Source organism: Pseudomonas sp. OV226, assembly GCF_003148705.1.
GTDB lineage: Bacteria > Pseudomonadota > Gammaproteobacteria > Pseudomonadales > Pseudomonadaceae > Aquipseudomonas.
Genome location: NZ_QGGS01000005.1, coordinates 293,432 through 312,954, shown reverse-complemented (window position 1 = coordinate 312,954; position 19,523 = coordinate 293,432). Strand labels below are relative to the sequence as shown.

The 19,523-nt window shown below is 60.6% G+C and carries 14 protein-coding genes; 5 read left to right on the top strand and 9 right to left on the bottom strand.

Annotated features, from left to right (window positions below; genetic code table 11):
* Positions 1-240: 240 nt before the first annotated feature.
* The 4 genes from C7534_RS12675 to C7534_RS12660 form a co-directional block, all read right to left on the bottom strand.
* Positions 241-1,911 (bottom strand): bifunctional protein-serine/threonine kinase/phosphatase, encoded by a 1,671-nt coding sequence (locus C7534_RS12675; RefSeq protein ID WP_109785968.1) that lies wholly within the window; start codon positions 1,909-1,911, stop codon positions 241-243.
* Positions 1,912-1,918: 7 nt separating this feature from the next.
* Positions 1,919-3,130, bottom strand: a complete 1,212-nt coding sequence (locus C7534_RS12670) for a nitrate/nitrite transporter (RefSeq protein WP_046027045.1) — start codon at positions 3,128-3,130, stop codon at positions 1,919-1,921.
* Between the two features lie 369 nt (positions 3,131-3,499).
* Positions 3,500-4,075 carry an ANTAR domain-containing response regulator gene (locus tag C7534_RS12665; RefSeq protein WP_046027044.1) on the bottom strand — a complete coding sequence of 192 codons (576 nt, stop codon included), beginning with the start codon at positions 4,073-4,075 and terminating at the stop codon, positions 3,500-3,502.
* Positions 4,076-4,090: 15 nt separating this feature from the next.
* On the bottom strand, positions 4,091-5,302 hold the full coding sequence (locus tag C7534_RS12660; protein ID WP_109785967.1) for a CmpA/NrtA family ABC transporter substrate-binding protein: 1,212 nt from the start codon (positions 5,300-5,302) through the stop codon (positions 4,091-4,093).
* A gap of 230 nt (positions 5,303-5,532) precedes the next feature.
* Here C7534_RS12660 and C7534_RS12655 point away from each other — a divergent pair, with 230 nt between their 5' ends.
* The gene (locus C7534_RS12655) at positions 5,533-6,552 is read left to right on the top strand and encodes a quinone-dependent dihydroorotate dehydrogenase (protein WP_046027042.1); all 1,020 of its coding nucleotides are present in this window, start codon (positions 5,533-5,535) and stop codon (positions 6,550-6,552) included.
* Between the two features lie 292 nt (positions 6,553-6,844).
* Here C7534_RS12655 and rmf read toward each other — a convergent pair whose 3' ends face one another.
* Positions 6,845-7,060 (bottom strand): ribosome modulation factor, encoded by a 216-nt coding sequence (gene rmf, locus C7534_RS12650; RefSeq protein ID WP_003223300.1) that lies wholly within the window; start codon positions 7,058-7,060, stop codon positions 6,845-6,847.
* Positions 7,061-7,589: 529 nt separating this feature from the next.
* Here rmf and rlmKL point away from each other — a divergent pair.
* The gene (gene rlmKL, locus C7534_RS12645) at positions 7,590-9,860 is read left to right on the top strand and encodes a bifunctional 23S rRNA (guanine(2069)-N(7))-methyltransferase RlmK/23S rRNA (guanine(2445)-N(2))-methyltransferase RlmL (RefSeq protein ID WP_046027041.1); all 2,271 of its coding nucleotides are present in this window, start codon (positions 7,590-7,592) and stop codon (positions 9,858-9,860) included.
* A gap of 142 nt (positions 9,861-10,002) precedes the next feature.
* The gene (locus C7534_RS12640; RefSeq protein WP_109785966.1) at positions 10,003-12,402 is read left to right on the top strand and encodes a sensor domain-containing diguanylate cyclase; all 2,400 of its coding nucleotides are present in this window, start codon (positions 10,003-10,005) and stop codon (positions 12,400-12,402) included.
* A 143-nt stretch (positions 12,403-12,545) separates the two neighbouring features.
* Here C7534_RS12640 and dacB read toward each other — a convergent pair whose 3' ends face one another.
* On the bottom strand, positions 12,546-14,006 hold the full coding sequence (gene dacB / locus C7534_RS12630; RefSeq protein ID WP_046027039.1) for a D-alanyl-D-alanine carboxypeptidase/D-alanyl-D-alanine endopeptidase: 1,461 nt from the start codon (positions 14,004-14,006) through the stop codon (positions 12,546-12,548).
* 235 nt (positions 14,007-14,241) lie between these two features.
* Between dacB and C7534_RS12625 the strand changes: the two genes are divergently transcribed.
* Entirely contained in the window at positions 14,242-14,586 is a 345-nt protein-coding gene (locus tag C7534_RS12625) for a YggL family protein (protein WP_007971486.1), read from the top strand.
* 154 nt (positions 14,587-14,740) lie between these two features.
* Here the strand turns inward: C7534_RS12625 and C7534_RS12620 are convergent, their stop codons facing one another.
* A complete protein-coding gene (locus tag C7534_RS12620; protein WP_046027038.1) occupies positions 14,741-15,931 on the bottom strand; it encodes a benzoate/H(+) symporter BenE family transporter in 1,191 nt (396 codons plus the stop codon).
* A 391-nt stretch (positions 15,932-16,322) separates the two neighbouring features.
* On the opposite strand from C7534_RS12620, the gene C7534_RS12615 reads away from it, so the two are divergent.
* Complete coding sequence (locus C7534_RS12615) at positions 16,323-17,087, top strand: GntR family transcriptional regulator (protein ID WP_046027037.1); 765 nt, start codon at positions 16,323-16,325, stop codon at positions 17,085-17,087.
* Positions 17,088-17,264: 177 nt separating this feature from the next.
* On the opposite strand, the gene guaD is transcribed toward C7534_RS12615, so the two are convergent.
* Together guaD and xdhC are read right to left on the bottom strand one after the other, a co-directional pair.
* Entirely contained in the window at positions 17,265-18,569 is a 1,305-nt protein-coding gene (gene guaD, locus C7534_RS12610) for a guanine deaminase (protein WP_109785964.1), read from the bottom strand.
* A gap of 24 nt (positions 18,570-18,593) precedes the next feature.
* Positions 18,594-19,439, bottom strand: coding sequence for a xanthine dehydrogenase accessory protein XdhC (gene xdhC / locus C7534_RS12605; RefSeq protein ID WP_046027035.1), 846 nt, complete (start codon positions 19,437-19,439; stop codon positions 18,594-18,596).
* Positions 19,440-19,523 lie beyond the last annotated feature (84 nt).

Below are 19,523 nucleotides of genomic sequence, written 5' to 3'. Positions count from 1 at the left end.
GTCAACGGGTTTGTTGGGTTTAGTCGTGGTTTCGGACTTTGGCAGGAGCGTTTTTGCACCGATTCAATGCACGTCGCCCGCAATTGGCGCGGCTTCTGTAGCAGCTGGCGAAGCCTGCGTCCGGCTGCGAAGCAGTCGCAATTTCAGACGACACGGTGTGCCAGGTTCACCCTATGTGCAGGGCCTACGACTGCTTCGCAGCCGGACGCAGGCTTCGCCAGCGGCTACAAGGGATCTGTGTCAGCCATGAACCATTAGAAACAGCAACGCCAGATTAACCACCAACGACACCAGCGCCATCGTGCGCCAGACTTTCAACGGCTCGCGCTCCAGCAACGGCTTGGGGCGCACGCTCAAACTGCGCCGCTCGCCTTGCTCCAGTACCAGCAACCATTCTTCCGCCGTTTCAAAGCGCACAAGCGGATCCGCTGCGACAGCCCGTTGCAAACACTGCGCGATCCAGTCGGGCACATCCGGCCGGTAGCGACTGGCGCTCACCGGTACACCAAACCGGGGCCGCTGAAACGCTTCGATTTCGCCGTAGGGATAGTGCCCGGTCAGCAGCCAGTACAACGTCACGCCGACGGCATACAGGTCTTGTTGCGGCGTCGGGATGCCCCCGCGAAAGGCTTCCGGTGCGATATAGCTGGGTGTTCCGGGCAGGGCCGAGGGTTGATCCTCGGACAAGCCCGGGCAGTAGGCGAGGCCGAAGTCCAGCAGGCGTAGCTCACCGTCGTCCCCCAGCAGCAGGTTGTCCGGTTTGATGTCGCGGTGCAGGATTTGTCGGCGATGCAGCAGCCCCACGGCGCGGAGCAGGCGTTCGGCCAGGTCTTGCCATTGAGCCAGTGGCAGTGGTCCGACACCTGCGTGCAGTTCTGCCAGCGTCGATCCGGAATATTCACGCATCACGTAGTACAAATGCTGACGCTGACTGGCGGCATGGACTTCAGGGAAATGCCGTCCGGCCACGCGTTTGAGAAACCATTCCTCCGACAGCAGTGCCTGCCCGGCCAAGTGATCGTCGCGCAGCGCACCGGGCAAGGTTTTCAGTAGCCAGGGTTGCTGTTGCCCATCGCGCACTCGGTAGAGCAGTGACTGCTGGCTCTGGCCGGCGATCCCCTCGACCTGCCAGCCTTCGAAGGACTGACCGGGTTTCAGTGCAGGAGGCAGCGGCCATTGCTGCAAATGAATCAGTGCGTCGCCGATGCTCGTTTCACCGAGGGCGTCAACGCGCACCAGCAGGGCGCTGGCGTTGTCCTGGCTGCCGGCCAGGTGCGCCGCGCTGACCAAGGTCTGTGCGGCACTGTCCAGATCGGGCTGATCGCGCAAAATAGCGGCAATGGCCGTATCGCCCAGCACGGCCCAGATGCCATCGCTCAGCAGGACAAAACTTTCATTGAGGCGCAATTCGCCATCGAGAAAATCCAGCACCAGATGTTGGTCGAGGCCCAGCGCCCGTTTGAGCACATGTTGCATGCCCGGTTGGTCCCAGACGTGATCCTCGCTGACGCGCTGCAACTGATCCGCGTGCCAGCGGTACACGCGGCAATCGCCGACATGGGCCAAGGTAAAACGCCTGCCGCGCATGACCAGGGCGCTGACGGTGGTCAGCAGCGGCTGCCCACCGCCATTGGCCTGCAACCAGCGATTTTGCGCCAGCAGCAGACGGTCCAATGCCTGGGCGACACCCCAGGTTTCCGGGGTGGCGTAATAATCCAGCGCCAGGGCCTGCAAGGTCGAGCGAGCGGCGAGGCCGCCGTCGGCGCATTGGCTGACGCCGTCGGCAATGGCGAACAAGTAACCCTTGCTCGCCGCCAATGCCGGGGCGGGCGTCACCAGGCGCAGGGCGTCCTGATTTTCCTCGCGCGGCCCCGTGGCGCTGGCTTCGGCAAAACTCAATTGCAGGCTCATTGAGGCGTCAGACCCGAGCCGCCGTCACGGCGGCCGAACCCCATGTGGTTCTCCAGCGACGTTTCACCCCGTGCAAGCCGAACCAGGCCAGAACACCGAGGCTGGCGAACAACCACAACGCCAGTTGGTAGCTGCCGGTGCTTTGCTTGATCGCGCCCATGCCGGCCGCCAACGCGAAGCCGCCGATGCCGCCGGCCATGCCGATCAAACCGGTCATTACACCAATCTCCCGACGAAAACGCTGCGGCACCAACTGGAAAACCGCGCCGTTACCTGCACCCAGACCGAGCATGGTGCAGACGAAAAGTGCCAGCGCCGCGTAGGAGCTCGGCAGATTGAAACCCACCGCCGCGATGCAGACGGCGGCCACGGTGTACATCGCGAGCAGCGTGCGAATACCGCCGAACCGGTCGGCCAGTGCGCCGCCCAAAGGACGCATCAGGCTGCCGCCGAACACGCAGGCCGCGGTGTAGTAACCGGCGGTCACCGGGCTCAGGCCGTACTGGTCGTTGAAGTAGCCGGGCAGGGCGCTGGCCAGGCCGATGAAACCACCGAAAGTCACGCTGTAGAAAAACATGAACCACCAGCTGTCGCGGTCACCCAAGGCCTTGAAGTAGTCGGCCATGGATTTGGCTTTCGGCCGCTCCGGTGCGTTTTTCGCCAGCCAGGCGAAGACGATAATGGTCAGGATCAGCGGGATCAGGGCGAAGCCGAACACGTTGCTCCAGCCGAATGCCGCCGCCAGTACCGGGGCGATCAATGCCGCCAGAACCGTGCCGGAGTTGCCCGCTCCGGCGATGCCCATGGCTTTGCCTTGATGCTGCGGCGGATACCATTGCGACGCCAGCGGCAGGGCGACGGCGAAGGACGCACCGGCCATGCCCAGGAACAGGCCCAGCACCAGCGCTTGCTCGTAGCTGTGAATGCCTAGTTTCCAGGCGCCGAACAGCGCACAGATGACAATGACCTGGCCGATCAGCCCGGCGGTTTTGGGCGACAGCCGATCTGCCAGCATGCCCATGATGAAGCGCAGCACGGCCCCGGCCAGAATCGGCGTGGCCACCACCAGCCCGCGCTGTTGCGTGGTCAGGTGCAGGTCGGCGGCGATCTGCACTGCCAGTGGGCCGAGCAGGTACCAGACCATGAAACTCAGGTCGAAATAGAGAAAGGCCGCGAACAGGGTCGGGGTATGGCCGGATTTCCAGAAGCTTGAATTCATCGCGCACCTCAGCTGTGAAGAGTCTCGAGAAGGAGTCATGAGCTAGCAGGTGGGGCGCCTTTGGGCCGCACCACCGGCCCCGGGCTGTGGGGCCAAAACGAAAAAACGCCGCTACCCGATTCGCCAGGGGCAAATGAGGTGAGCGACGTCTTTGTCGTAGGTGGGGCAACCGCCGTTGGTTACCTGTGGTGATTACATAGCCAAATCTGTGCCAACAACCGAGACCTGGTGGAGATCGTTCCCACGCTCCGCGTGGTCACGCCGCCGTGGACGCTCTGCATCCGCTTCACGCTGTGACGCGGAGCGTCACGGGATGCATTCCCACGCGGAGCGTGGGAACGATCATCTGTGCCAGGTTCGGGAGATCGGTTACTGGAGCAACTCACTCATGGCAATGATCTGCTCCGCCACTTGAATCAGTTTCTGCTGGCGGCTCATGGCCTGGCGGCGCATCAGCGTGTAGGCCTCTTCCTCGTTGCAATGCTTCATCTTCATCAATAACCCCTTGGCCAGCTCGATGCGCTTGCGCTCGGCCAGTTGCTGGTCGCGGGCATGCAATTGGGCGCGCAGTGCCTGGTCGCTTTCAAACCGCGCCATGGCCACGTCGAGAATCGGCTGCAAGCGTTGTGCGTGAATGCCTTCGACGATGTAGGCACTGACCCCGGACTGGATCGCCTGACGCATCACGCCGGGGTCATGTTCATCGGTAAACATGACGATCGGCCGTGGCTGATCGCGGGTGACCAGCACCACTTGTTCCATCACATCGCGGCTCGGTGACTCGGTATCGATCAGAATCACGTCCGGGCGCACCGTTTCGACGCGCTCGGGCAGGTCGATGGTCAAACCCGATTCGTCGATCACCTCGAATCCGGCTTCAGTCAGCGCGGCTTTCAGGCGGCCGACTTTTTTCGCCGTGTCGTTGATCAGCAGGATACGCAACATGTTCGCAGTCTCCTGTCAGCGGTGGGCGAATCGGTAAGAGCTGTCGCTCATCGCGTGCAGCTTGAAACTGCGGGCATAGCCGACCGGATCGGAACCGTCCCAGACGTTGCCGTCGATCAACTGGCTGCTGCGCATGTCTTGATCCGAAGCGGCGACACCGACGGCGTTGGCGGCTTCGCGGTACAGGTCCAACTGCTGAACCTGACGGGCCACGTCGAGGTAATCCGGATCGTCGCGCAATAAACCCCAGCGCCGAAACTGGGTCATGAACCACATGCCGTCGGACAGGTACGGAACGTTGACCTCGCCACCGGCGTGGAAACGCAGTGCGTGCGGGTCCTGCCAGCGATTGCCCAGGCCGTCGGCGTAATCGCCCAGCAGACGTGGCTCAATGCAGTCCAGAGGGGCGTCGAGGTAATCGGGTGCACTAAGTAGTTGTGCAGTGCTGCGGCGATTTTCCGTGCTTTGCTCGATGAAGCGGCTGGCTTCCAGGATCGCCATCACCAAGGCCCGCGCGGTGTTGGGGTAGTGCTCGACAAACGCACGGGTACAGCCGAGGACTTTTTCCGGGTGGTCGGGCCAGATGGTCTGGGAGGTCGCCATTGTGAACCCCAGGTTTTGCTGCACCGCGCTGGCGGCCCATGGCTCACCCACGCAAAAACCGTCGATACGCCCCGCTTGCAGGTGCGCGACCATTTGCGGTGGCGGTACCACCACGCTGTCGACATCCTGCAACGGATGGATACCCTGGCTCGCCAGCCAGTAATACAGCCACATGGCGTGGGTGCCGGTGGGAAATGTCTGGGCGAACGTGAGTTTTGGGCGAGTTTGGTGCACGTGTCGGTCGAGTGCTTCAGGACCGGTCACGCCCAGCGCCTGCAAACCGTGGGAGAGATTGATGCTCTGGCCGTTCTGGTTCAGCCCCATCAGCACGGCCATGTCAGTCGAGGCTACGCCGCCGATGCCCAGGTGCACCGCATAAATCAGGCCGTACAGGCTGTGCGCGGCGTCGAGTTCGCCGCTGACCAGCTTGTCGCGCAGGTTGGCCCAGGACGACTGACGCTTGAGGTTCAGGGTCAGGCCGTAGGGCTGGGCGAACCCCTGGGTGGCGGCGACCACGACCGAGGCGCAGTCGCTCAGGGCCATGAAGCCGAGATTGATGTCGGTCTTTTCCGGGGCATCGCTGCCATTGACCCAGGCCAGGGGGGTGGCTGGAACTTCAATCATCGTTAAGCACCTTCCATAAAAAAAACGCCGTACCGGGCGGCTTGCCAGAGCAAGGGCCAGTGACGACGCCTTTGTCTTTCGACCCATCCCGTCGTTGGCATGAGTGCTGATAGCGGTGATGGTGCAAGGCATATGCCATCGCGGGCTGATTTTGTCGCGTGCCTCGCCTGCGACGCCGATGCGCGGCTATAATTGCCGCCACTTTTCGTAGCCCAGAGTCAAACCCGCCCATGTACACCCTGGCCCGTCAGCTGTTGTTCAAACTTTCCCCGGAAACCTCCCACGATCTGTCCCTGGACCTGATCGGCGCGGGTGGGCGTTTGGGCCTCAACGGCTTGCTGTGCAAAGCTCCGGCGAACATGCCGGTGTCGGTCATGGGCCTGGATTTTCCGAACCCGGTCGGTTTGGCCGCCGGTCTGGACAAAAACGGCGCGGCCATCGACGGTTTCGCCCAGTTGGGCTTTGGATTTGTCGAAATCGGCACCATCACCCCGCGTCCGCAACCCGGTAACCCGAAGCCACGGATTTTCCGCCTGCCCGAAGCCGAGGCGATCATCAACCGCATGGGCTTCAACAACCTGGGCGTCGATCACCTGCTGGCCCGCGTCGCCGCCGCCAAATACAAGGGCGTGCTGGGTATCAACATCGGCAAGAACTTCGACACTCCGGTTGAACGTGCGGTCGACGATTACCTGATTTGCCTGGACAAGGTCTATGCCCATGCCAGCTATGTGACGGTCAACGTCAGCTCGCCCAACACACCGGGCCTGCGCAGCCTGCAGTTCGGTGATTCGCTCAAGCAGTTGCTCGCTGATCTGGCCACGCGCCGCGCAGAGCTGGCCTTGCGTCATGGCAAACACGTTCCGCTGGCGATCAAGATCGCGCCGGACATGAGCGACGAAGAAACGGCGCAGGTCGCACAAGCGCTGATTGAAACCGGCATGGACGCAGTGATCGCCACCAACACCACCCTCAGCCGCGTCGGCGTCGAAGGCATGGAGCACGGTGACGAGGCGGGCGGTCTGTCCGGTGCACCGGTTCGCGACAAGAGCACTCACACCGTGAAAGTACTGGCGGCGGAACTGGCGGGTCGCTTGCCGATCATTGCCGTGGGCGGTATCACCGAAGGCAAGCACGCGGCAGAGAAAATCGCGGCAGGTGCGAGCCTGGTACAGATTTACTCCGGCTTCATTTACAAAGGCCCGGCGCTGATTCGTGAGTCTGTAGACGCCATCGCAGCCCTGCGCTGATTGTGTAGCAGCTGCCGAGCCTGCGAGGCTGCGTCCGGCTGCGCAGCAGTCGTCAAACCTGCATGCACGGTGCCTCTGCAAATCGCGGTGTCTGATTTCACGACTGCTTCGCAGCCGGACGCAGCCTCGCAGGCTCGGCAGCTGCTACAGGGATGGTGTTTGGCTAGAACGCAGGCATAAAAAAGGGCTCCTCGAAGGAGCCCCTGGGCCGGAGCCCGCCGTCCGGATGGGACGTGCGTGGTTAATTCAGTCAGTCATCAGATTGTCGTGTCGGAGTGTTTGGCCCTGTAAATTAGCCGACGGCGTGAAGTTCGTTGAGTCTGTGGATTCCCGCAGTGCCGGTCATACCGTCCCAGTTGTCGCCGCGTCCTTCTCGCCAGCCGTTAATCCAGGCTTGGCGTACCGACGGTAGAGTAAATGGGCAAAGCTCACGGGATTTGCCACCAACGCCATATTGATATCCGCGCAAAAATGCTCTTTCCAACGGATCACGCTTAAGTCTTCTCATAGGGTGTTGCCCTCACTTGTTGACTGTATTTATCGCGTCGACCTCTATTGAGGTCTGGCAGAAAAACTCTGCCGTTGGGGGCTCGCTGCCGGCGTGACGAGCCAAGGTGTTGACGTCGTTGCGGCGTCAACCTGTGTTGAGTTCTAACCAATGCGTCACATCGAGGGAATGATCGTTTTGTCATAAGAACGTAACCATAAAGATGCTAAGGCCATAAGCATCACGATGAATGCCCGGTGTTGATTGGCAAAAGCCCTGTATGATCGGCCCCCCGCAGGATGACGGGAGTAATCCCTTAGTGAGAATGACTTCTGTTGGTGGAAGCATTATTCGACGAAGGGTCGCTTTATGACATTTTGTTGCATCAACTATTTTATCTGTCCTTGCATCTAAGCTCTTTTAACCCGAGCAGCAGGGGTGGGACGGCACACCTTCGTGCCACGCGGGCGCTCTTCGAGAAAAGCGCCTGATTGAAAACCGGATCGGCAATGCGTTGCCGGTTCACTTCGCCAAAGGCTCTGAAATTCCCATGTCCGACCAATTCGAAATCTTCCTCACCTGCCCAAAAGGCCTTGAAGGCCTGCTCATCGAGGAAGCCGTCGGGCTTGGCCTTGAAGAGGCACGCGAGCACACCTCGGCCGTGCGCGGCATGGCCACCATGGAAACCGCTTACCGCCTGTGCCTGTGGTCGCGTCTGGCGAACCGGGTGCTGCTGGTGCTCAAGCGTTTCCCGATGAAGGACGCCGAAGACCTGTACCACGGCGTACTGGACATCGAGTGGCAAGACCACATGCTCAACGCCGGTACCTTGGCCGTCGAGTTCAGCGGCCACGGTTCGGGCATCGACAACACCCACTTCGGTGCCTTGAAGGTCAAGGACGCCATCGTCGACAAACTGCGCACCCCGCAAGGTGACCGTCCGTCGATCGACAAACTCAACCCGGACCTGCGCATTCACCTGCGCCTGGACCGTGGCGAAGCGATTCTTTCTCTCGATTTGTCCGGCCACAGCCTGCACCAGCGCGGTTATCGCTTGCAGCAAGGCGCGGCACCGCTGAAGGAAAACCTGGCGGCCGCGATCCTGATCCGTTCCGGCTGGCCACGCATTGCGGCCGAAGGCGGCGCGCTGGCTGACCCGATGTGCGGTGTCGGTACGTTCCTGGTCGAAGCCGCGATGATCGCCGCCGACATGGCGCCGAACCTGCGTCGCGAGCAGTGGGGCTTTACCCATTGGCTGGGCCACGTTCCGGCGCTGTGGAAAAAGCTTCACGAAGAGGCCACCGAACGTTGCGCGGCCGGCCTGGCCAAGCCACCGCTGTGGATTCGCGGTTACGAAGCCGACCCGCGCCTGATTCAACCGGGCCGCAACAACGTCGAGCGTGCCGGCCTGAGCGAGTGGATCAAGATCTACCAGGGCGAAGTCGGTACGTTCGAGCCGCGTCCGGACCAGAACCAGAAAGGCCTGGTGATCTGCAACCCTCCCTACGGCGAGCGTCTGGGTGACGAGGCGAGCTTGCTCTACCTCTATCAAAACCTCGGCGAGCGTCTGCGTCAGGCCTGCTTGAACTGGGAAGCCGCGGTGTTCACCGGCGCCCCGGATCTGGGCAAGCGCATGGGCATTCGCAGTCACAAGCAGTATTCGTTCTGGAACGGCGCATTGCCGTGCAAGCTGCTGCTGATCAAAGTCACGCCAGACCAGTTCGTCACCGGCGAGCGTCGCACCCCTGAGCAGCGTCAGGTCGAGCGCGAGCAGGCGGCTTACGATCAGGCACCGAGCGAGCCAGAAGAGCGCAAGTACAACAAAAACGGCAACCCGATCAAACCGACACCAGCACCTGCGCCGGTGATCGAGCAGCCGCGTTTGAGCGAAGGCGGGCAGATGTTTGCCAATCGCCTGCAAAAAAACCTGAAAGCCATGGGCAAGTGGGTCAAGCGCGAAGGCATCGACTGCTATCGCGTGTATGACGCCGACATGCCGGAATACTCGATGGCCATCGACCTGTATCAGGATTGGGTCCACGTTCAGGAATACGCGGCGCCGAAATCCATCGATCCGGAAAAAGCCTCGGCACGCATGTTCGATGCCTTGGCCGCTATTCCGCAGGCCTTGAACATCGACAAGAGCCGCGTGGTGGTCAAGCGTCGCGAGCGTCAGAGCGGCACCAAGCAATACGAGCGTCAAGCCGCACAGGGCAAGTTCGTCGAGGTCAACGAAGGTGGCGTGAAGCTGCTGGTCAACCTGACTGACTACCTCGACACCGGGCTGTTCCTTGACCACCGCCCGATGCGCATGCGCATTCAGAAAGAGTCGGCCGGCAAGCGCTTCCTCAACCTGTATTGCTACACCGCGACGGCCAGCGTTCACGCCGCCAAGGGTGGTGCACGCAGCACCACCAGCGTCGACCTGTCGAAAACCTATCTGGACTGGGCGCGTCGCAACCTGTCGCTGAACGGTTTCTCTGACAAGAACCGTCTGGAGCAGGGCGATGTGATGGTCTGGCTCGACGCCTGCCGTGACGAGTACGACCTGATCTTCATCGACCCGCCGACGTTCTCCAACTCCAAGCGCATGGAAGGGATCTTCGACGTGCAGCGCGATCAGGTGCAACTGATCGACCTGGCGATGGCACGCCTGGCACCCGGTGGCGTGTTGTATTTCTCCAACAACTTCCGCAAGTTCGCCCTTGAGGAAAACCTCACGCAGCGTTACGCGGTCGAAGAAATCACCGCCCAGACCATCGATCCGGATTTCGCCCGCAACGGCAAGATCCACCGCGCATGGAAAATCACCGCACGTTGATAGCTGTGTGGATTGGATCCACAGAGCCTTGATTTTTAAAGGCTCTGTGGCTTCTTTCAGTGCTGGTCAAATTAGTGGCTAATAGCTATAACTCTCTCATGGCCAATGGGCTTTCCCGCACCTGGCGTTGTGAGTTGCGTTTATGTCGTTACACGCCGTGCGCCCCAAGATCCTGGGTTTTATCAGCGAAGATGTGTCGGCCTGGCTGGTCGCGCTGCTGGTATTGCTTATGGGGTGTGTTCTGACGGGGTTGTTGGCCTGGTCGACGGTCAACGTGTTTCGCCATCAACTCAAGCAACGCTTCCAACTGCTGGCCAGTGAACGCTATAGCCGCATTGAAGAACGATTTCAGGACCAGGAGCAGCGCCTCGACAGCCTGCGCCGGTTCTTCGCCAATTCCGACTCGGTCTCCCGCGAGGAGTTCGACGGTTTCACCAAACCCCTGTTGCACCGCGCTCAAGCCTATTCATTCGCGGCCCGCGTGACGCGTGCCGAGCGCGCAGAGTTCGAGCGCAAGGTGCGTGACGAGGGCTTTAGCGATTTCACCGTTCGTGAACTCGCCAGCGATGGTCAATTGCAATTGGCCGCTGAACGCGATGAATACGTGGTGGTGCTTTACAGCCAGACGCTAAGCCGACTGGGCTCGCCGCTGGGTTACGACTTATGGGCTCAGCCGATGCGTCGGGCGACCCTTGAGCGAGCGGATAAACGCGGCAGCCTGGCGGTGTCGCAGCCCATGCATCTGGTCAGTATCGAGCCGGCCTATGCGCGTGGCGTGCTGCTGGTGGCCCCGGTGATTGTGTCTAACACGCCAAGCGGCGCAGGGGTAAAACCCTACGGTTATGTCATGGCGGTGATCAGCATGCGTCAGTTGCTGGCGGATGGCTTGCCCGATGCCAATTACGACTATCTCTCGGTCCGCATTCTCGACTTGTCGATCGTCAACCAGCACGAAGTGCTTTACGAGTCCTTCAACGGACCGGCGGCCAGTGATTTGTCCGCGAGCCGACTATTGCGAATGGCCGATCACGACTATCAGGTCGACATCAAGCCCAGCGAAGCCTTTATACAAGCCAACCATTCCTCGGTGACGACCCTGATAGTGCTGGGCGGCTTGCTCAGTCTGCTGGTCAGCGCATTGCTGTACGTGTTGGTCAGCCAGCGTCAGCGAGCGCTGAAAATGGTTGAGCAACAGACCGAGGAGTTGCGCGCCCGCGAGCAGGAGTTACGTGGCACTCACGGCCAGTTGCGTGGCGTGTTGAATGCGGCGACCCAGGTGGCGATCATCGCCACCGATCTGCGCGGGGTCATCACCACGTTCAATGCCGGTGCCGAGCAGATGTTGGGTTACGCCGGCGTTGAGGTCGTGGGGCGCATGACTCTGGAAAACCTGCATTTCCCCCGAGAGCTGGTGGCACGGGCGGCGGAGTTGAGCGCGCGGTATGGAAAACCGATTCCAACCTGTCAGGCGATGTTGGTCAAAGACGGCGATGAAATTGGTAACGCTGCGCGGGAGTGGACGCTGGTGCGCCGCGATGGCAGCCATTTGGCGGTCAACATGCTGGCGACCCCGGTACTCGACGAGCAAGGTCTGTGGGTCGGTCACCTGGCGATCTGCATCGACATTACCGAACGCAAACGCGTCCATGAGGCCTTGGCGGCGCGGGACCTGTTGTTGAAGAAACTCAGTGCCCATGTCCCCGGCGGCATCTATCAATTCAAGATGGAATTCGACGGTCGCTTCAGCGTGATCTATGCCAGCGACGGTATCCGCGAGATCTACGAACTCGAGCCGGACGTGCTGCTGTTCAACGCTGAATCGATCTTCACGCGCATTCATCCACAAGACACGACCCGGGTCCGGGCCTCGATCCGGGCGTCGGCGGACACCCTCAGCCCGTGGCGCGAGGAATACCGCGTGCAGTTGCCCATGCGCGGCCTGCGCTGGGTTCGCGGTGAGGCGACCCCTGAAGAGCAGCCCGGTGGCGGCGTGCTCTGGCATGGCTACGTTTCCGACATCTCCGATTTGAAACGGGTAGAACAAGAATTGCGTGCGCTGTCGATCACCGATTCGCTGACCGGGATTCATAACCGCCGCTACTTCCAGGAGCGCCTGACCACCGAAATGGCCCGCGTCGAACGCGGAGGGGGCGAGTTGTCGGTGATCATGCTCGACATCGACCACTTCAAACGCATCAATGATCAACATGGCCATGCCGTGGGGGATCGGGTGTTGCAGGTGGTGTGCGAGCGCATCGGTCATCGACTGCGGCGCACAGACGTGTTCTGTCGCCTCGGTGGCGAGGAGTTCATGGTGTTGTGCCCGGACACCGACAGCGAGCAGGCGCAAGTGCTGGCCTTGCAGTTGTGGCAAGGGTTGCGCAGTTCACCGATCGAGGGTGTGGGGTTCGTTACCGCGAGTTTCGGGATTGCCAGTTGGCAGGTCGGAGAGGGCGCGGATGCGCTGTTGTTGCGGGCGGATTCGGGGGTTTACGCGGCGAAGCAGGCCGGTCGGGATCGGGTCGAGACGCAGACAAGCTAAGACCGGAAACAGTCCATGTGGGAGCAAGCCCGCTCCAACATTTGATCGTTCCCACGCTCTGCGTGGGAATGCCTCAATGGACGCTCTGCGTCCGCTCCTGAATGCGTTCCCACGCAGAGCGCGGGAACGATCGGATCGGGGGGTTACAACACCGAAGCCGTTTCCGGCAGTTTCGGCTGGCGATACAAGTCCAGCAGGACCTGATCCAGTACCGACGATGCGCCAAACGGTGCTTTGTCGTTGAGGATCGCCACCACGGCCCACGTGTTGCCATTGACGTCGCGGCTGAAGCCGGAGATGGCGCGCACAGTGTTCAGGGTGCCCGTCTTGACGTGGGCTTCACCGCGCATCGCAGTAGTCTTCAGGCGTTTGCGCATGGTGCCGTCGGTGCCGGCAATCGGCATCGAGCTAATGAACTCGGCGGAGTAAGGGCTGTGCCAGGCGGCTTGTAGCATCGACGCCATTTCACGAGCGCTGACGCGTTCGGCGCGGGACAGGCCGGAACCGTTCTCCATCACCAGGTGCGGCGCGGTGATGCCTTTCTTCGCCAGCCACTGACGAACCACACGCTGCGCGGCTTTGGCGTCGTCGCCGTCGGCGTCCGTGCGGTACTTCTGGCCCAGGCTCAGGAACAGTTGCTGAGCCATGGTGTTGTTACTGTATTTGTTGATGTCGCGGATGATTTCCGCCAGGTCCGGCGAAAACGCGCGGGCCAGCAATTTGGCATTGCTTGGGGTCGGCGCCAATACATCCTTGCCCTGAATGCTGCCGCCCAGCTCTTTCCAGATTGCCCGCACGGCGCCGGCGGTGTAGGTCGCATGGTCAAGCAGCGACAGGTAGGTCTGGGAGCTGCAACCATCGCCCAACTGGCCACCGACGGTCACGGTCACGCTGCCATCGGCCTGGGTTACCGGGTTGTAACGCACGCCACCGGTGCATTGCTTGGAGTTGAGGGCCTTGACCTGGTTTTCGATGCGGATGCTGGCAATCGGCGGTTCTACGGACACCAGCACACGGCCATTGTCGTTGCGCGCCACGAAGCGCAGCGCCTTGAGGTTGACCATCAGCGAGTCGGGCTTGACCAGGAACGGCTTGTTCTCGTCATTGCCATCGTCGTTGAACTCGGGCAATTGCGGTTGCGTGAAGAAACTGCGGTCCAGCACCAAGTCGCCAGTGATTTGCGTCACGCCGTTGGCGCGCAGGTCACGCATCAGCAGCCAGAGTTTTTCCATGTTCAGCTTTGGATCGCCGCCACCCTTGAGGTAGAGGTTGCCGTTGAGGATGCCACCGCTGAGGGTGCCGTCGGTGTAGAACTCGGTTTTCCACTGGTGGTTGGGGCCGAGCATTTCCAGCGCCGCATAGGTGGTGACCAGCTTCATGGTCGAGGCTGGGTTGACCGAAACATCCGCGTTGAAAACGGTGGGAGTGCCTGGGCCGGTGAGCGGAATCATCACCAGCGACAAGGCGCTGTCCTGCAATTTGCTGGCCTTGAGGGCTTTTTCGACGTTGGGCGAGAGCGCAGTGTTGATTGGAGCGGCGGAAACGGAGAGGGCCAGGGGAAGAATGAAACCGGCCAGCAGCAATGGACGCAAAGATTTGATCATGTGCAGTAAAACCCTACAGGCGAGGGGGGAAAAGACGAGGGCATGGCGATAAAAATCCCTCAGTGGTCATGAACGTGTCGGCATTATGCCCCAAGGCTTGATGGCTTGTGCCTTGCGATACCCCTCTAAACCGCTATTTTTTTACCGACGGTCAGCATTGGCGGCCAGAGAGTCGGGCAATAAGCGGCTTAAACTGCTAAAGTGCCGCCCGTTATTACTTTTGAGGATTGTTCCAATGGCGACTAACCGTTCCCAGCGTCTGCGCAAAAAACTGTGCGTCGATGAATTTCAAGAGCTGGGTTTCGAACTGAACCTGGATTTCAAAGAAGATTTGGCTGATGAAGCCATTGATGCTTTCCTCGACGCGTTCCTCAAAGAAGCCATGGAAGCCAACGGTCTGGGCTATGTTGGCGGCGACGACTACGGTCTGGTTTGCCTGCAGAAGCGTGGCTCGGTCAGCGCTGAACAACGCGCTGCCGTTGAAGCCTGGCTCAAAGGCCGCACCGAGCTGACCAGCGTTGAAGTCAGCCCGCTGCTGGACGTCTGGTACCCGGAAAAGCCGATCAATCCGGTAGCTTGATGTCATAGCTTTTTGTCTTAAAAAAGCGGCGACCCAAGGGTCGCCGTTTTTTTATGTGCAGATTAAATGCACGCAGCCTCGTTTCACTCGACAGCTGCTACATGGATTTTGTGGTCCTGTAGCAGCTGTCGAGTGAAACGAGGCTGCGAAGCGTTTAACTTTTACGCCAATTCAGAATCACCAGCGTCACCACCCCCGCCACAATCCCCCAGAACGCCGAACCGATGGAAAACAGTGTCAGCCCTGACGCCGTGACCATAAAGGTAATCAACGCCGCTTCCCGCTCCTTCACTTCGGTCATGGCAATGCTCAAGCCATTGATGATCGAGCCAAACAGCGCCAGTGCCGCGATCGACAGCACCAACTCTTTCGGCAATGCGGCAAACAGCGCCGCCAGCGTCGCGCCGAACACCCCGGCAATCCCGTAGAAAATCCCGCACCACACTGCTGCCGTGTAGCGTTTGTTGCGATCTTCGTGGGCGTGCGGCCCGGTGCAGATCGCCGCGCTGATGGCCGCGAGGTTGATGCCGTGGGAGCCGAACGGAGCCAGTAGCAACGAGGCGATGCCGGTGGTGGTGATCAGCGGTGAGGCCGGCACAGTGTAGCCATCGGCACGCAGGACGGCGATGCCCGGCATGTTCTGCGAGGTCATGGCCACCACGAACAGGGGAATTCCGATACTGATGGTTGCAGCCAGGGAGAAATGCGGGGTGGTCCAGACCGGCGTGGCCACCTCCAGATGGAAACCAGTGAAATCCAGCAGCCCCATGGCCCCTGACAATGCGGTGCCGATCAACAGCGCGGCCAGTACGGCATAACGCGGCGACAGGCGTTTGACCAGCAAGTACGTGAAGAACATGCCCAGCACCAGCCCGGTGCGGTGCTGGGCGGCGACGAAGATTTCGCTGCCGATCTTGAACAGAATCCCCGCCAGCAGCGCCGCGGCCAGGGATGCCGGAATCTTTTTCACCAATCGTTCAAAGCTGCCGGTCAGGCCGCAAATCGTCACCAGCACCGCGCAGGTGATGTAGGCACCGATGGCTTCGCCATAACTCACACCGCCCAGGCTGGTAATCAGCAACGCCGCGCCGGGGGTCGACCAGGCAATGGTGATGGGGGTGCGATAACGCAGGGACAAACCGATCGAGCACACCGCCATGCCAATCGAGATCGCCCAGATCCACGACGAAATCTGCCCACTGGTCAGGCCCGCCGCTTGTCCGGCCTGGAACATCAGGACCAGGGAGCTGGTGTAGCCGGTCATCATCGCAATGAAACCGGCGACGATGGCCGATGGCGAGGTGTCGGCCAAGGGACGGAGCTGCGTGTGCGTGGCGTCGTTCATGACGGCGTTGTTCCTTGTTCTAGTGGAGATGCCCAGGCCCTTTGTAGCAGCTGGCGAAGCCTGCGTTCGGCTGCGAAGCAGTCGTGAGATCAGCCGGCACGGCGTATAAGGGAGCCCGCGTATTCAGGTTTTACGACTGCTACGCAGCCGAACGCAGGCTTCGCCAGCTGCTACAGGGATCGGGTTAACGCGCGGATTCTGCGTTCAAGCCTAAACTCAAACGTAGCGGATCGTTGCAATACAGCGGAAGCGACAAACAGCCGTACAGTCGTGTTGCCACCATCCATTGTGTACAATCGCGGTGTTTTTTACGCGATACTTGCCAGCGACCCACTGTGCCGTATTACAGTCACCGTCAATTCGCCGCAGTTCTCCCCCGACTCGAGTGCCCATGAACGAACAGTTGCAGCCCCTCAAGAAACAACCGCGAGCAGGCAAAGCCGGCCGCAGCGGTACCCAGGACGATATTGTCTACGCGCATATCTTCGAGGCCATCCTCGAACAGCGCCTGGCGCCCGGCACCAAGTTGAGCGAAGAAGCGCTGGGGGAAATTTTCGGGGTCAGTCGCACCATCATTCGTCGCGCACTCTCGCGCCTGGCCCATGAAGGCGTGGTGCTGCTGCGTCCGAACCGTGGCGCGGTCGTCGCCAGCCCGAGCGTCGAAGAGGCCCGTCAGGTGTTCTTCGCCCGACGTCTGGTGGAGCGGGCCATCACCGAACTGGCGGTGGAGCATGCCACCGCCGAGCAGCTCGCCGAGTTGCGGCAAATGGTCAACGATGAGCGCGACAGCTTCTCCCGTGGCGATCGCGGTGCGGGCATCCGTCTGTCGGGTGAATTCCACCTCAAACTCGCCGAAGCGGCGAAGAACGCGCCATTGATCAGCTTCCAGCGCAGCCTGGTATCGCAGACTTCATTGATCATCGCCCAATATGAAAGTGGCAACCGTTCCCACTGTTCCTACGATGAACACACCCAACTGATCGATGCCATCGAAGCGCGCAACGCTGAGCTGGCGGTGAATTTGATGATGCATCACATGGATCACATCGACAGCAAACTCAACCTCGACGAAGAAAGCGCGTCGGATGATTTGCACGCGGTGTTCTCGCATTTGTTGCAGACCAAAAAGCCAGGGCGGTCGGCCGCGAAACTCTGATAGACCCGGGACAAAAAAATCCCCCGTAGCCTGAAGACTGCGGGGGATTTTTTTGAGCGTCTGATCGTTCCAACGCTCTGCGTGGGAATGCAGCCCGTGACGCTCCGCGTCACTGGACGCGGAGCGTCCCTAGAGGCATTCCCACGCAGAGCGTTGGAACGATCAGCCCGGAATACCTTAGCGCTGATGCACCAGATTCCCCGCCGCATACGTCTGCAGAACAGTCCGGTCATCCCCCAGCGTCATCAACACAAACAACGTCTCGGCAATGTTGTTGGCCTGTTTCAAGCGATAGCCCAGCAGCGGCGTGGCGTTGTAATCCAGCACCAGGAAGTCGGCATCGGTGCCCGGCAGCAAGGTGCCGATCTTGTCTTCCAGGCGCAGCGCACGCGCACCGCCCAGGGTGGCCAGGTACAGCGATTTGAACGGGCTCAGGCGTGCGCCTTGCAACTGCATGACTTTGTACGCTTCGTTCAACGTCTGCAGGATCGAAAAGCTGGTGCCGCCGCCCACATCGGTGCCGATGCCGACATTGAGCTTGTGCTTCTCGGCCATCGGCAGATTGAACAAACCGCTGCCGAGGAAGAAGTTCGACGTTGGGCAGAAGGCGATTGCCGAGCCGGTTTCCGCGAGCCGCGCACACTCGTCGTCGCACAGATGCACGCCATGAGCGAACACCGAGCGTTCACCCAGCAATTGGTAGTGATCGTAAACGTCGAGGTAGCCCTTGCGCTCGGGGAACAGCTCCTTGACCCACTCGATTTCCTTCAGGTTTTCGCTGATGTGGGTCTGCATGTACACGTCAGGGAATTCGCTGAGCAGTTGGCCGGCGAGGGTCAGTTGTTCCGGGGTGCTGGTCGGCGCAAAGCGCGGGGTGACGGCGTAGTGCAGGCGACCCTTGCCGTGCCAGCGCTCGATCAATGCCTTGCTTTCGACGTAGCTGGATTCGGCGGTGTCGGTCAGGTAGTCCGGGGCGTTGCGGTCCATCATCACCTTGCCGGCGATCATGCGCAGGTCCAACTGTTCGGCGGCCTCGAAGAATGAGTTCACCGATTGTGGATGCACGCTACCGAACACCAGTGCGGTGGTGGTGCCGTTGCGCAGCAGTTCCTTGATGAAAATGTCCGCCACCTGGTCCGCATGGGCCTTGTCGGCGAACTGGCTTTCACACGGGAAGGTGTAAGTGTTGAGCCAGTCCAGCAGTTGTTCACCGTAGGCACCGACCATGCCGGTTTGCGGCAAGTGGATGTGGGTGTCGATGAAACCCGGGGTGATCAACGCATCCTGATAATGGGTGATTTCAATGTCGGCCGGCAGGGTCGGCAGCAAGTCGCTGGCGTGGCCGAGCGCGCTGATCTGGCCGTTGTCGACCACCAGCAAGCCGTCTTCGAAATACTCGTACGAGGCTTCAATGCCGACTTCAGCAGGGTCGGCAATGCTGTGCAGGATGGCGGCGCGGTAAGCTTTGCGAGTCAAAGGCATGGGGGCTCTCGGTTTTTAGGCTTATCAATTGGAGGCTTGGCTGCGGCGTGAAGCAGGCAGCAGTTTGGCAATCGATGATCCGGCGCTGGCGGTCTGCTGGCCGAAATTCGCGTTATAGGTGGCGATGATTTCGCCGGCGATGGAGATGGCAATTTCCACAGGCAGCTTGCCTTTGACTTCGCCGATACCCATCGGGCAGCGCATGCGTTGCACGACGCCGCTGTCGAAACCACGGTCGCGCAGGCGATGTTCGAATTTCACCCGTTTGGTCTTCGAACCGATCAGGCCGAAGTAGGCGAAGTCGTTGCGCTTGAGGATGGCGGCGGTGAGTTCGAGGTCGAGTTGGTGATTGTGGGTCATGACGATGCAGTAGCTGCCGGCGGGCAGGTCGTCGATTTCATCCACAGGTTCTTCGGAAACGATTTTGCGCACGCCGTGGGGGATCTGTTCCGGGAACTCGTCTTCGCGCGAATCGATCCAGCGTACCCGGCAAGGCAGGCTGGCGAGCAGTGGCACCAATGCGCGGCCAACGTGGCCGGCACCGAATACGGCGATCTGTGCCTGGACCTGGCCCATCGGTTCGAACAGCAACACCGTCGCGCCACCGCAGCACTGGCCGAGGCTGGCGCCCAGGCTGAAACGCTCCAGATGTGTGTCTTGCTTACCGCTGGCGAGCATGTCGCGGGCGATGTGCATGGCTTTGTATTCCAAGTGCCCGCCACCGATGGTGTCGAAGCTCTGGGTTGCGCTGATGACCATCTTCGAACCGGCATTGCGCGGCGTCGAGCCGAGCTCTTCGATGATGGTTACCAACACGCAGGGTTCACCCTGGGATTGCAGGTCGGCGAGGGCGTCGATCCAGTTGTACATATTCACCTCGACATCTTTTGTTGTCTGTTCGGGCCTCATCGCTGGCAAGCCATGCTCCTACAGGTTTCGTGCAATCCCTGTGGG